The following is a 13,656-nucleotide window of genomic DNA, read 5'->3' on the forward strand; positions in this document are numbered from 1 at the left end:
CCTTGACCTCATTATATTTTCAGAAAATATCTACTTTAATTGCTTTTAATTACTCAGCAGCTTTTTAACTAACTTAACTGCATCCTGTGCATCTTTTGAATAACCTGCAGCTCCTATTTCATCTGCATAACTTTGTGTGATCACTGCCCCGCCAATAATCACTTTACATTCCGGATATTTTTCTTTTACAAGCTCAACAACATCCTTCATACGAACCATTGTGGTAGTCATTAAAGCTGATAATCCAATAATGGCTGCACGTTCTTTTATGGCTGCTTCAACAATTATTTCCTTCGCAACATCTTTTCCCAAATCAATCACTTGATAACCATAATTCTTTAACATAAGGGCAACCAAATTTTTCCCTATATCATGAATATCTCCTTCTACTGTAGCAATTACAATAGTAGGAAGCTTATCTTGATTATCTTTATTCTTTAACATAGGTTCTAAATATTCTATGGCCTTCTTCATGGTCTCAGCACTAGAAATCAGCTGAGGCAGGAAATAAATCTGTTTATCAAACAAATCACCGACCTGATTGATTCCCGGAATCAGATACTCACTTATAATATAATCCGGCGTCACCCCTTCCGTAAGAGCTGATTTTACTAACTCTAAAATACCTTTTCTATTTCCCTTAACGACTGCTTCGTAAACAGGATTCTTATCTCCTGGTATATTTCCAACCTGCTTATCCGAATCTTTATTATGTTTATCATGTGTGGTAGTTTTTACCGTTGTATCAACGGCTCTTACGCCATTAATATAACGGATATCTGCTTCTTCTTTATTCAGCAGCAAATCAGTTGCGAGTCCTATATTCATTAATAAATCTTGAGAAGGATTTGCAATTGCCATCGTTAATCCTTTGGAAATTGCAACTGATAAAAATGCTGAATTCACATAAGAGCGTTCCGGAAGACCAAATGAAATATTGGATAACCCACAGATCGTTGCAAGTCCTAATGTATTTTTGCAATATTCTATCGTTTCAAAACACTCAATAGCTGCTCTTGAATTAGCTCCTACAGTTGCTACGAGTCCATCTACGATAATATCTTCTTTCTCTATTCCTATCTCTATTGCCCTATCTAAAATTTTATGGATAATCATTTTTTTCTCTTCGACATTTTCTGGTAATCCATCATCAGATAATGGTAATAAAATAAACATTGCTCCGTATTTTTTCGCTATGGGAATCAGCTTTTCAAATTTTTCTTTTTCTAAAGAAATAGAATTAATTAATGCTCGTCCAGGATAAATCCGAAGAGCCGCTTCTATTATATTAACGTGACTGGAATCTATACAAAGAGGCAGTTGTACATTATTCGAAACCTCACGCACAACTTTAAGCATCATTTCTTTTTCATCTATTCCATTCATTCCCATATTGATATCTAAAATATGAGCACCATTATTTTCCTGCTCTTCTGCCATAGTAAGAACCAAATCTAGTCTTCCATTCTTTAATTCTTCTTGCAATTTCTTTTTACCGGTAGGATTAATTCTTTCTCCAACAATCATAAAAGGACCATTTTCTTCAATCGTTACTGTCTTGCGTTCTGAAGCTAATGCTCTTTTTTTCTTTTTTAAAGGCGGAAGGACTTCCATATTTTCCGTTGCTTTCTTTAAGGCTTCTATATGCCCTGGTTCTGTTCCACAACAACCTCCTAAAATAGATGCCCCTGCCTCGACAAGCTGTTTTCCATAATTTCCAAATTCCTCAGATTCCATCATGAACTTAGTTTTACCATCTACCAAAACCGGTATACCTGCGTTAGGCTTGGCTAAAATAGGAACATTCGCATATTCTTTCATTTGTTTGATCAACGGAATCATTTTATCGGGACCTGTAGAACAGTTAATCCCTATTACATCAATTCCCAGGCTTTGAAGAACTACAGTAGCTGTTATAGGATCTGTCCCATAAAGTGTTCTTCCGTCTTCGTTATAACTCATACTGGCCATTATAGGTAAATCACAGACTTCTTTGACTGCAAGAACCGCAGCCCTAGTTTCTGCCAGACTCATCATTGTCTCAATTGCAATTAAATCTGCACCGGCTTGTGCAAGATATCCTGCCTGTTCCTTATATACCTGAATTAATGTTTCAACTTCCATATTTCCCATTGGATATAACTGCGCACCTGTCATTGTCATATTCCCAGCCACATACGCTTTTCCTTGAACAGCCTGTTTGGAAAGTTTTACAAGCCCCTGATTTATCTCTTTTATTTTATCACCCAGACCATATTCATTTAACTTAATACCATTTGCTGTAAACGTTGGGGCATACACGATTTGACTTCCTGCTTCTATATATTCATTCTGAAGTTCCAACAAAACTTCAGGATTATCTAAAACCCATTTTTCAGGACAAACACCTACCGGCATACCCTTCTTTTCTAATCTGGTTCCTGTAGCTCCATCTAAATAAACGATTCCTCTTGAAATAAATTCTCTAAATTCTTGTTTTGTCATCTTTTTCTCCTTTGCCTTAAAACAACGCTTTGCAGCTTAATCCCAACGCAATTACACATTAAATTTTCGTATTTCTTCTAATATCGTCCGTATTAAATAAACTCTATTAAATGGTGTCATAAAATAAAATCCATCTGCAGACTCATATAGCTGTTTTGCTATCCCAACCGAAATACGAATAGCCGTTTCTTCGCTTTCTTCTTTAGACATTTCCGGCTTATACTGCTCCATAATTTCGTCAGAGACATTAATTCCCGGCATTTCATTTTTAATAAAAGATGCGTTACGATAACTGACCAAAGGCATAATCCCACAAATTATTTTACCATTTGTCTTCACCTTTAATTCTTGGATTCTTTCCATGTCATCTTTCGTATAAATTGGTTGAGTTAAAAAATATTCCGCACCGGCTTCCATCTTTTTTTTCATGCGCTCTGCAATATTGTCAAGATTGACTCCGTGATAATTTAAGGCTCCTCCATAAGAGATTTCTTGATTTAAAAAAAGGTCTTCATTCATACTTTTCACATATTCCATTAGCTTTATGGAATTAAATTCGTATACCGATTTAATCTTGTCACGTTCCCCTCTTGGTATTGGATCTCCAGTGACAAATAAGAAATTTCTGAGATTATTTATATAAGAACCTAATAATATTGACCGGAGACCAATTACATTTTTATCACGGCAGGTCATATGGGCAATGACAGGAATGCCCATCTCATTTTGAAGTTTCACAGCCAAATGCGTAGCATCTGCTCTGGCCCTTGCTAACGGCGAATCTGATAATGTAATTGCATCAACTCTGGCTTCCTTTAAAATCCGTGCTCCATCTACCACCTTCCTATCATCTTGATCGAATGGCGGATCTAACTCAACTACAAAAACCTTTTCTCCTGAACGGATTTTTTTTATAAAATGATTTTCTTCCTCATTTTTAATTGTAGTTTTATTATTAACCTCTACACCTGCTGCCAAGTCTTTATTTATTTTCTTTTTGGAACGTTGTTTATCTTTTAATTTCTGCACTAATAATTGTATATGTTTTGGAGTTGTCCCACAACAGCCGCCAATAATGTCAATTCCTAACGTGTCAATTCTTTGAAGCATCTCAACATAATAGGAAACATTATCCGAATAAACTGTTTTTCCACGTAAAGCGACCGGATAACTGGCATTTGGTAATGCTGTAATAAATTTATCATTAGGAAATTCAACTCTTTGGAAGAATTCGAACATGTGAGTCGGTGCCACACCACAATTAAGTCCATAAGCATCCACGGAATCCATATTTCCCAATATCTTGACCATTCGCTTTAAACTTAATCCTAGTTTTGTATAACCGGATCGGTCAAAAGCACATTGTACAAGGATAAAGGCCTCTGGATTTTTTTCTTTGATATATTCCGTAACATCTTGAATCGCATTCAGTTCAGAAAAAGTTTCAAAAACAAATATACTTGCTCCTTCCTCTAAAAATGAATCAATTATTAATTTGTATTCGTTCACTGTCTCTTCATATTCTCTTGATTGCTCTTCCGATATGGGGCCTATATCAGCTCCAATAAATACATTCTCTCCTGATTCTTTTACTGCTTCTTTCGCAATGGAATAACCAGCTTTAATATTGGAAACAATCTCTTGTTCTGTCTGAAAAAACATAGAATTGGTCGCAAACGTGTTTGTTCGAATTAAGCGGGCACCACTTTTGATGTATTCCAGATGTATCTTCTTAATCTGAACGGGATTATTAGCATTCGCTCTCTCAACAATGGAATCCTCTTCCCCTGCTAAACTTTCATAGTATGTCCCCATACTTCCATCCGTAATAAGTCTGTTTTTCTTTAAATATTCTCTGATATCCATAAATTCACTCTTTCTATTCCTTGATACAATCTTTGTTCTCCGCAAAAGCACAAGCTTTATTGGAACACTGATTGCACATGTTATATTCACAACTTGGTTGTTCCATCACCAGTTCAATCAAAAAAGCAACACTTTTGAGCGGTTTCAACATATATACATCATTATACGAAATTTTTTTAGGTTTGCAAATCTGAAATATATTCTTTATCTCTTCCATAGGTATCTGGGCACCGGGAAAAAGAAATTGTTTTAAATAAAATTGTTTCTCTTTTAAAAAATAATCTTTTACCTTTTCATAAGCTTCTTCTATCAATTCCTGCGCTAATGCATCTAATAGATACGCCTTCATTAATTCATCTTTTTGCATATATTCTTGTTGAAGATTATCTATTTCTGCCCCCAATGTCAAAACAGTATATCCTGTAAGATCTACGCGCTCACAAGAAATCTCTAATTCTAACCTTTTTTTCATTTCAGAATAAATATCGGCTAACTCTTCCATATAATCTTCTTTTTCAAGATGATTTTTTTGTAAAATAGTTTCAAAATTTTTTTGACTTAATTCTAATTGATTTTCTATTTCCTTCATAACAAATATCATCCTTCCTTAATACATCTAAACTATACTAAAAATTAAGCGTCTTTACAATACAAAACCTACCAGATATTTTACTCTGATAGGTTTATTACATGTATTAACTCTTAAATTTTTTATCATGCAAGTTATATATTTTCTGAATTTAAATCTAATCAATTTTTTAAACTACTGAACTTATTTTTGTGTTGTCTGATAAATTTCTAGTTCGCCAAAACAGTCCTTCAATATTCGCCAACTAACTTTCTGACCCGAAATCCAGGTTCCATCCTCTGTATTAATATCTTCTATTTTGAAATCTTCCCAGTCGCTCCAATAAAAAATATTATCAATCTTAACTAAAGATGCATCATATATGACACAATCATATTTATCATTACTAGGTACTAAATTGAGTTTATTAATTAAATCAAATTTTAATTCAATCACTCTAGCCCGTGCATTTTGACTTTGAAAAATAATTGACAAACTTCTTATCGAATTAGACGCATACATAGATCCATCTTCATTCACATACCCACCACTAAGATATTTTAATTCTTTTATACAACTATCATGAAACCAATTAAATTCTTGCATTAGTTCCATAATGTCCTGTTCATTTTTGATTTCCATGTGACACATCTTTTTATATATATTCCTCTGCTATATCAATATCTTTTTTTAAATTTAAATTAGGAAATTTTTTTTCTAACTTTCTTAAACACTCAATAAATTCTTGTCTTTGCAATTGTTCCGATATATCTTCAAAAACTTCACTTATATAATATATATACTCTTCTGAACATTCTTCTAGATATTTTATAGTCTCTTCACAACTCTCTGACAAATTTACTACTATTTCGTCCCAGCATTCTTGTATTCCAAAGTCATCTTCATTATGTTTTAATTTTCTTTTTTCAATAATTATATCCATTAATTCTTTATTCATATTAACCCCTTCCTTATGGTTGTAAATTTGCATCTGGAAATACAGTACTAATTTTACCATTTGTTCGAATAACTCCTACTCTTACACCGTTATATTCTCCGTATACTGCAACTCCATCTGCAACACTTTTATTTTGAGGTAAATTACCTACATATTCTCCTGCTTTTTCAATATTGGCTTCACTCCAACTTTTGGGAAACCAAGACTGATTCGTCCCTATTCTTTTTACTTTAACTTTATGCCCAGGAACATTGCCCACTCTTACACCATTTTTGTATTCTTTTACTATATTATATTCAATTCCATTTTCTTTAAGAAAATCAATATTAGACTGACCATGACCTCCACCTTTCATTCTTGAAACTTTACCTGTTTTAGGATTATATGTAAAATCTCCTACTGATGAATGTCTAATTGCATCTAAATCTATAGCTGACTCAACAAAATCATCCGTCGACTTAACACCAACCTTTGCCAATTCTTTTTTTGATGTAATTCCAAGCTTCGCTAAATCATCCATAGAATTAATACCTATCTTCTTCAATTGTTCTACGGATGTAATACCCATCTTCACCAGATCATCTGCTGATTTCACACCTAGCTTCACTAAATCATCGATAGATTTGATTCCGATTTTCACAAAATCATCAAGTGATTTGACTCCGGCATTTATCAAGTCATCCACAGATCTGACTCCGGCATTTAATAAATCATCTATTGTATTTAGTCCTGCATTCAGAAAGTCATCTGCGCAGGTGGCAGTCTTTAGAATAGACGCTGTTTTGGTTCCTTGCGCAGCGACTTTAGCAGCTTTCCCAAGCTTGTCTAATCCTTTAGCTCCTGTTAAAGAACCAATCACATAACTTACAGCAAATAAGATACCTTCTTCCTCTATCGAGTCCATAGCCTGCTGACCTAACGCCGGAATCCATTGGAAACTGAAGAACACTTTGGTTGTTTCCACACCTTCATGAAAGGTATTGGAAGCCCATTTTGGCGGTGAAATATCTAGAGGCTTACAAGCTCCTACAACTACAGCTGACCCGGCAAATGTGGTCAAACCGACTGCCATTTTTCCCAGTCCTTCTACCATATCCCATAGACCTTTTCCAAAACCTCTTACAATCTTATTAATATACTTCTTTCCTGTTCCAACAATTCTTTTAAACCATTCAACGTTCCCTTCATATGTCTTAAACAGTTTTCCAGCTTTTGATGCATAAGTATCATCCATATTTTCAAAAGGAATAACTTTGGTTTCATGGAAATTGTCTATATCGTCCATGTTCTGTTTTAATATAGTATAACTATTCGGTACTATAGTATTGAAAATCTCGTCTATTTTAGCTCCGTTTCTTTGCTGCTTTTTGATTTCCTCATCATCTTCATTCCCTGTCAGTTCATTCACACCATAGGCATAACCTTGTGAATTTACTTGGACTAAGACTTTCAAATTATGTACAATTTCAACTTGTTGGCTAATTTGAAACTTATTCCAAGCAATGTCATTACGGTCTACACGCATCATACTGCTTTTATCCTTCGGTTCCATGATGTTCTGCATATCGGTGTTGTAACCTTGGAATAAATGATATAGATCTTTTAACTCATTTTTACATTTCTTTATATCTTTCTCTAAATCCTCTTTCGTTTCCACTATCGCATCAATTGATTTCCCTTCGCAATGTGATAACTTCTTACACACACTTTTTAATACAGTTTCCATTGTGGTAACTGCTCTTAAATAAGCATTGAGATCATTTGCGATTTTCTCAGTTTTTTCAAAATATAATTTTAAGTCTCTCTGCATAACTCCCTCTTACTCAATATAGCTTCTATTATATTATTTTCTCGTTTCTTATTGACCTTACTATTTTTACATAGACTGGTTTATTATGTCAATAATTTAAAAGAGATTACAAGTTTTAATTGCATCATATTAATGAAAGAGTAAACACATGACGTAAAGCTCCTCATGATAAATTAACCAAATTAGTAAGACATACTTAACAGAACTACCGCAAAAATGTAATCTAGTAATTTATTTAAATTTAAGGCATTAAAAACGGGAAAGCCTTGAACTCAAAACTTTCCCATCATTAACTATAGCAAGTGCAGTCGACGGGACTTGAACCCGTACCCAGTTAACCCGGACTAGATCCTTAGTCTAGCGCGTATGCCAATTCCGCCACGACTGCTAACTATTATATTTCTAAACTAACAAGCGAATATAATAATAGCATTTTATAAAAGAAAAGTCAATCATTTTTTCTCACCTTGAGGATACACTCCGCTTTTATATCTTCCTTATTATGGTATATTAATTGACACATGTTAGTTCTTCTTGTAAATGTTTTTGTGACGATTACATGAAACAAGCAAGAACTATCATGTGTCCTTTTTTTATTCATTATCCAACACTTAGCTATACAACTTATCCTTTATTTTTGTATATATGCCTTCAGAATCTAACCCATATTTTTTAATTAATTCACTTGCAGGTCCAGACTCACCAAAACTATCATTAATACCGATTCTTAACACTTGTGTTGGAACACTTTCTGATAATATATCACTTACCGCACTTCCAATGCCTCCAATCACTGAGTGTTCTTCCACTGTCACAACTTTTCCTGTCTCTTTTGCTGCAAAAATAATTAGCTCATCATCCAACGGCTTAATTGTATGAATATTGATTACTTTTGCCTGAATACCATCTTTCTCTAATTTCTCTGCCGCCAGCATAGACTCAGTAACACATAATCCTGTGGCAATAATAGTCAAATCTTTCCCCTCTCGAAGTACGATACCTTTACCAATCTCAAATTTATAAGTAGATTCATCATTAAATACCATAGTAGCTAACCTGCCAAAACGTAAGTATACCGGTCCATAATATTCTACCGCAGCTTTTACTGCTGCCCTTGCTTCCACATCATCAGCAGGATTAATTACAACCATGCCCGGAATTGTTCTCATTAAAGCAATATCTTCATTACATTGATGTGTAGCTCCATCTTCTCCAACTGAAATGCCTGCATGTGTAGCACCAATTTTTACATTTAAATGTGGATAACCAATAGAATTGCGAACCTGCTCAAACGCGCGCCCTGCTGCAAACATAGCAAACGTACTTGCAAATGGAATTTTGCCTGTTGTTGCAAGTCCTGCCGCAATTCCCATCATATTACACTCCGCAATCCCACAGTCAATATGCCTGTCCGGATAAACTTTTTTAAACTTACCTGTTTTTGTTGCTGCAGCTAAATCTGCATCTAAGACCACTAAATCATCATATTGTGCACCAATCTCAACCAAAGCATTACCATAACTATCTCTTGTAGCTATTTTCTTTAAATCCGACATAAAGTTTCACCTGCTTTCTCTAGCTCTGACATAGCAATGGCATACTGTTCCTCATTAGGAGCATTTCCATGCCATCCAACCTGATTTTCCATAAAGGATATGTTTTTTCCTTTTATGCTTTTTGCTATAATAGCAGTAGGCTTTCCTTTTGTTTCTCTGGCTTCTTTAAACGCAGCAGCTAATTCATCAAAATCATGCGCATTAACGTTTATTACATGAAAATTAAAAGCCTTAAATTTTTCATCAATCGGATAAGGTGAACACACTTCATTTACCGCACCATCTATTTGTAAATTATTATTATCTATAATTACTGTTAGATTATCTAATTGACGGTATCCCGCAAACATAGCAGCTTCCCATACCTGTCCTTCCTGAATTTCACCATCACCCAATAATGTATAGACCCGATAACATTCCTTGTTCATTTTTGCTGATAAAGCCATTCCTACTGCTGCAGAAATCCCTTGACCTAATGATCCACTTGACATATCAACTCCCGGAATACTTTTCATATCCGGATGTCCTTGTAATAAAGCGCCTACATGACGTAACAATTTTAATTCTTCTACTTTAAAATAACCTCGATATGCAAGTGTAGAATATAACCCTGGAGCACTATGACCCTTCGAAAGGACAAAGCGATCTCTATCTGGCTTTTTCGGATCTTTGGGATCAATATTTAATTCCTCAAAATACAAATATGTAAGAATTTCTGTCGCTGAAAGTGCACCGCCTGGATGACCTGATTTTGCATGATAAACTGCTGTAATAATTCCCTTTCGGATTTCATTCGCAATCATTTTAAGCTCTAATAGCTCCATAAGTTACCACCTTTCAAACACTAAAACTAATTTATAATCTAATGTAAAACATTCGTAGATGGATATTTTACCTATAAGTTATGAAATTTTGATTACTGCTTTTACAATATCTTCCTTATGATCGACACAATTATCCATAGCTTCCTGAATATCTTCCAAATTATACTCATTTGTAACAATTCCTTTTAAATTTACTTTGCCTTCTGAAACTGCTTCAATTGCCAATGGATACCTATGACGATATCGAAATACAGTTTTAAATGTTAATTCTTTGTCTAACACTAAACTCATTGGTAACGTCATTTCACCGGTTTTACTATATCCAACCAATACAATATTAGAACCTCTTTTTGTCATACGAATTGCTTGATGTGTTGTAATTTCTGTACCTGCCGTTTCAATAACCAAATCACAGCCTTTTCCTTCTGTCAACTTCAACACTTCCTCAACTGCATCCTTATTTTTTCCATTAATAATCTCTGCTGCACCTAACTCTTTCGCTTTTTCTAATCGTTTATCCATAACATCAACAACATAAACTTTTGAAACTCCAACTGCTTTTAACGCCATTAATGTCACCAAGCCAATACATCCTGCTCCCATAACCACAACCGTCTGCCCAGCATGAGCCTCTCCCTGAAAAGCTGCATGAAAACCTACTGCAAGCGGTTCTATCAACGCACCTTCCATAGTGCTCACATTATCTGGTAATTTAAAACACAAAGAAGCATCATGTGCAACATATTCTTGAAACACACCATCATAAGGTGGTGTTGCAAAAAACTCGACATTGGGACACAAATTATATCTGCCTGTTTTACAAAACTCGCAATGTCCACAGGTTTTTCCTGGCTCTAACGCAACTCTATCACCCACTGAAAGATCTTGTACATCTTCACCAACTTCTACTACAACGCCTCCCGGCTCATGTCCTAGAACAAAAGGTGGATTTACTTTAATATTGCCTATACATCCTTGTTCATAAAAATGAAGATCCGATCCACATACACCTACATATTCTAATTTTACTAATACTTCATTTTTTTTAATCTTTGGAATCTCTCTCTCTACAAATTCCAACTTTCTAATATCCTGCATAACCGCAACTTTCATTTTACCTTCCATAAGTTTCCTCCTCTATAATAAATCTTCTGTGCTTCTATATAAACGTTTAAATATATAAAATAATTTTTCATAAACTTCTACTGCTTCTAGATTTGGTTTATAAATTTGATTCTCATACGAAACAAATTTATCACAAGCTGTTTTTACATCCTTAAAGATACCAGTCCCTACTCCTGCAATAATGCACGCTCCAAGACAAGCCTGTTCAATAACCTGACATACTTGAACTTCTTTATTAAATATATCTGCTTGCATTTGAAGCCATACAGGACTGGATGCTCCTCCCCCGGAAGCAATTACTTTCCTGCTTTGTATATTCATTCCTTCTAAAAGTTTTAAAGAATTTTTTAGCGCAAAAGTAACGCCTTCCATTACAGCTCTTGTCATATGTCTTTTATCATGAGATAATCGAAATCCAAAAAACATTCCTTTAGCTTTTGGATTCATATAAGGTGTTCTTTCACCTGTTAAATATGGCAGATAAATAAGTCCTTCACTTCCAGCTTCTATTTCTTCTGCCATTTTACTAAGGTTTTCAAAATTACTTTCTTCTAATATATTATTTTTTAACCAATTCAAAGACATCCCTCCATTAAGGATAGCTCCAAAAATAGTATATGCCTTTTTAATGCCATGACAAAATGTATGTGTCCTTAAATTTTTATCATACCGATCCGTCTCAGAATACGTAGATATTTGTCCTCCAGTTCCTATGTTACATATTATTAAACCCTCTTCAATTGCACCGTTTCCAATACTTTGAGCTTGCTGGTCGCCCATACCATAAACAATATTTATATTTTCATTTAAGCCTGTTATAATTGAAGCTTCTTTTGTCACCTTTCCTTGAATATCCATAGATTCATAACAGTCTGGAAAAATATTGCGCGGTAATCCAATTTTATCTATCACCCTAAAGGCCCATTCTCTTTTACCAACATCAAACATTAGTGTCGCCGAAGCATCTGTTACTTCTGTACCAATCATTCCTGTTAATTTGTAACGTATATAATCTTTTGGTTGCATTATTTTATATATTTTATTATAGTTTTCTACCTCATACTTTTTAATCCACATTAATGAGGGAAATGCAAACCCTGTGAAAATTCGATTATGTAGAGTTTCTTCCATATCAACTTTTAATGAAAGTAACTGCTGTATTTCCATACATTCATTCTCCGACCTCTGATCCATCCACAAAATTGCCGGCCTCACCGGTATTCCTAGTTCGTCGACCATGACAAGTCCATGCATCTGTCCAGAGAATCCGATTGCAGTAATTCTCTTATATTCCTCCAAATATTTCTTTTGAAGCTCTTTTAGGCAGTAAAGTAATGCCTCCCACCATAATTCCGGACTCTGTTCTGCGTATCCGGTCTGTGGAATAGAAACATCATATTTCTTAGCTTCTACCCCTATGACTCCAAGTTCACTATCAAGTAACATAACTTTTAAACTAGAAGTCCCTATGTCTATTCCTAATATTGATTCCATTTTTATCCTCCATCAAAAAATTATACGGTCTTTTTCCTTTCAGAAGTAAATATCTGTATCAAGATAGAAATTATTATAATCGCCCCTTTAATAACATCTTGTGGATAAGATGGAACGGATAGTAAATTCATAATATTACCTATCAAAGCTAATATTAAAACACCAACTACAGTTTTTATAGCAGAGCCCTCTCCCCCATTTAAACTTGCCCCACCTATTACACAAGCAGCAATTGCATCTAATTCCAATCCAGTACCATATAACGGCGTTCCTACTGCTGTACGGGATGCTGCCATAATTCCTCCTAAAACAGCACATACTGCAGAAATTATATAAGCAGCAATTTTATAATAAGGAACCTGTATCCCTGATAACAACACGCATTTTTCATTACTACCAATTGCCATAATAATTCTACCGAAAGATGTATTTCTTATTATAAACGCACTAATTAACACAACAATAACTGCAAGAATTACAAGATATGGGATAACCCCTATTTTTCCTTTTCCCAAAATCCCAATTGTATTTAAAGGAGTTTTTATAGGCGAACCATTCGATAGCATAAAGGCAATTCCTTTTATAACTGTCATCATTGCCATTGTAACTATAAACGGCGGCATTTTTATTTTTGCTACCAATATTCCTGTAAATGTTCCTCCCAGAACACCTATGCACAAAGTTAACAATACAGCAATAGGAACACTCATACCTTTTGTCAAAAAAATTGCTACTGTTACACTTCCTAATGCCACATAAGAACCAACTGACAAATCTATACCGCCTGTCATGATGACAAACAACATTCCCAATGCAATAACTGTTAATCCTGCATATTGTTTTACAATATTAATAATGTTTGTAAGTGTCAAAAAATCTGGTGAAACTACAATACAAGCCAATATACAAATTATTAAAATTATGTATGTATTGTACTTTTTAATCATATTTAATATTGAATCTTTCTTCAT

General features: G+C 34.4%; 11 protein-coding genes and 1 tRNA gene. All 12 read right to left on the reverse strand.

All coding sequences use genetic code 11. From position 1 onward, the window contains the following. Window positions 1-45: 45 nt before the first annotated feature. The 12 genes from DWV06_RS00110 to DWV06_RS00165 all read right to left on the reverse strand — a co-directional run bounded on the left by DWV06_RS00110 (window position 46) and on the right by DWV06_RS00165 (window position 13,656). Window positions 46-2,484 (reverse strand): homocysteine S-methyltransferase family protein, encoded by a 2,439-nt coding sequence (locus DWV06_RS00110; RefSeq protein WP_115480151.1) that lies wholly within the window; start codon window positions 2,482-2,484, stop codon window positions 46-48. A gap of 51 nt (window positions 2,485-2,535) precedes the next feature. After that, a complete protein-coding gene (locus DWV06_RS00115; protein WP_115480152.1) occupies window positions 2,536-4,350 on the reverse strand; it encodes a bifunctional homocysteine S-methyltransferase/methylenetetrahydrofolate reductase in 1,815 nt (604 codons plus the stop codon). A 13-nt stretch (window positions 4,351-4,363) separates the two neighbouring features. Further along, window positions 4,364-4,939 carry a hypothetical protein gene (locus DWV06_RS00120; protein ID WP_115480153.1) on the reverse strand — a complete coding sequence of 192 codons (576 nt, stop codon included), beginning with the start codon at window positions 4,937-4,939 and terminating at the stop codon, window positions 4,364-4,366. A 183-nt stretch (window positions 4,940-5,122) separates the two neighbouring features. After that, the gene (locus DWV06_RS00125) at window positions 5,123-5,560 is read right to left on the reverse strand and encodes a hypothetical protein (protein ID WP_115480154.1); all 438 of its coding nucleotides are present in this window, start codon (window positions 5,558-5,560) and stop codon (window positions 5,123-5,125) included. A gap of 13 nt (window positions 5,561-5,573) precedes the next feature. Beyond that, complete coding sequence (locus tag DWV06_RS00130) at window positions 5,574-5,876, reverse strand: hypothetical protein (RefSeq protein WP_115480184.1); 303 nt, start codon at window positions 5,874-5,876, stop codon at window positions 5,574-5,576. 13 nt (window positions 5,877-5,889) lie between these two features. Further along, on the reverse strand, window positions 5,890-7,686 hold the full coding sequence (locus tag DWV06_RS18735) for an EndoU domain-containing protein (protein ID WP_235828862.1): 1,797 nt from the start codon (window positions 7,684-7,686) through the stop codon (window positions 5,890-5,892). A 303-nt stretch (window positions 7,687-7,989) separates the two neighbouring features. Then, window positions 7,990-8,074: transfer RNA gene (locus tag DWV06_RS00140), tRNA-Leu, on the reverse strand. Window positions 8,075-8,297: 223 nt separating this feature from the next. After that, entirely contained in the window at window positions 8,298-9,242 is a 945-nt protein-coding gene (locus tag DWV06_RS00145) for a transketolase family protein (RefSeq protein ID WP_115480155.1), read from the reverse strand. Next, window positions 9,230-10,066 (reverse strand): transketolase, encoded by an 837-nt coding sequence (locus DWV06_RS00150; protein WP_115480156.1) that lies wholly within the window; start codon window positions 10,064-10,066, stop codon window positions 9,230-9,232. The genes DWV06_RS00145 and DWV06_RS00150 overlap by 13 nt, the downstream gene beginning before the upstream one ends. Before the next feature lie 78 nt (window positions 10,067-10,144). Continuing rightward, window positions 10,145-11,191 carry an NAD(P)-dependent alcohol dehydrogenase gene (locus DWV06_RS00155; RefSeq protein ID WP_115480157.1) on the reverse strand — a complete coding sequence of 349 codons (1,047 nt, stop codon included), beginning with the start codon at window positions 11,189-11,191 and terminating at the stop codon, window positions 10,145-10,147. Between the two features lie 12 nt (window positions 11,192-11,203). Next, window positions 11,204-12,685, reverse strand: a complete 1,482-nt coding sequence (gene xylB, locus DWV06_RS00160) for a xylulokinase (RefSeq protein WP_115480158.1) — start codon at window positions 12,683-12,685, stop codon at window positions 11,204-11,206. 20 nt (window positions 12,686-12,705) lie between these two features. Continuing rightward, window positions 12,706-13,656, reverse strand: a complete 951-nt coding sequence (locus DWV06_RS00165) for an ABC transporter permease (RefSeq protein ID WP_115480159.1) — start codon at window positions 13,654-13,656, stop codon at window positions 12,706-12,708.

Source organism: Anaerosacchariphilus polymeriproducens (assembly GCF_003363435.1).
Classification (GTDB): Bacteria; Bacillota; Clostridia; order Lachnospirales; family Lachnospiraceae; genus Anaerosacchariphilus; species Anaerosacchariphilus polymeriproducens.

Excerpts from the sequence above, each read along its gene's own strand:
- DWV06_RS00110 (WP_115480151.1), bottom strand. The coding sequence starts at position 2,484 with ATGACAAAACAAGAATTTAGAGAATTTATTTCAAGAGGAATCGTTTAT.
- DWV06_RS00115 (WP_115480152.1), bottom strand. The coding sequence starts at position 4,350 with ATGGATATCAGAGAATATTTAAAGAAAAACAGACTTATTACGGATGGA.
- DWV06_RS00120 (WP_115480153.1), bottom strand. The coding sequence starts at position 4,939 with ATGAAGGAAATAGAAAATCAATTAGAATTAAGTCAAAAAAATTTTGAA.
- DWV06_RS00125 (WP_115480154.1), bottom strand. The coding sequence starts at position 5,560 with ATGGAAATCAAAAATGAACAGGACATTATGGAACTAATGCAAGAATTT.
- DWV06_RS00130 (WP_115480184.1), bottom strand. The coding sequence starts at position 5,876 with ATGAATAAAGAATTAATGGATATAATTATTGAAAAAAGAAAATTAAAA.
- DWV06_RS18735 (WP_235828862.1), bottom strand. The coding sequence starts at position 7,686 with ATGCAGAGAGACTTAAAATTATATTTTGAAAAAACTGAGAAAATCGCA.
- DWV06_RS00145 (WP_115480155.1), bottom strand. The coding sequence starts at position 9,242 with ATGTCGGATTTAAAGAAAATAGCTACAAGAGATAGTTATGGTAATGCT.
- DWV06_RS00150 (WP_115480156.1), bottom strand. The coding sequence starts at position 10,066 with ATGGAGCTATTAGAGCTTAAAATGATTGCGAATGAAATCCGAAAGGGA.
- DWV06_RS00155 (WP_115480157.1), bottom strand. The coding sequence starts at position 11,191 with ATGGAAGGTAAAATGAAAGTTGCGGTTATGCAGGATATTAGAAAGTTG.
- xylB (WP_115480158.1), bottom strand. The coding sequence starts at position 12,685 with ATGGAATCAATATTAGGAATAGACATAGGGACTTCTAGTTTAAAAGTT.
- DWV06_RS00165 (WP_115480159.1), bottom strand. The coding sequence starts at position 13,656 with ATGAAGAAAGATTCAATATTAAATATGATTAAAAAGTACAATACATAC.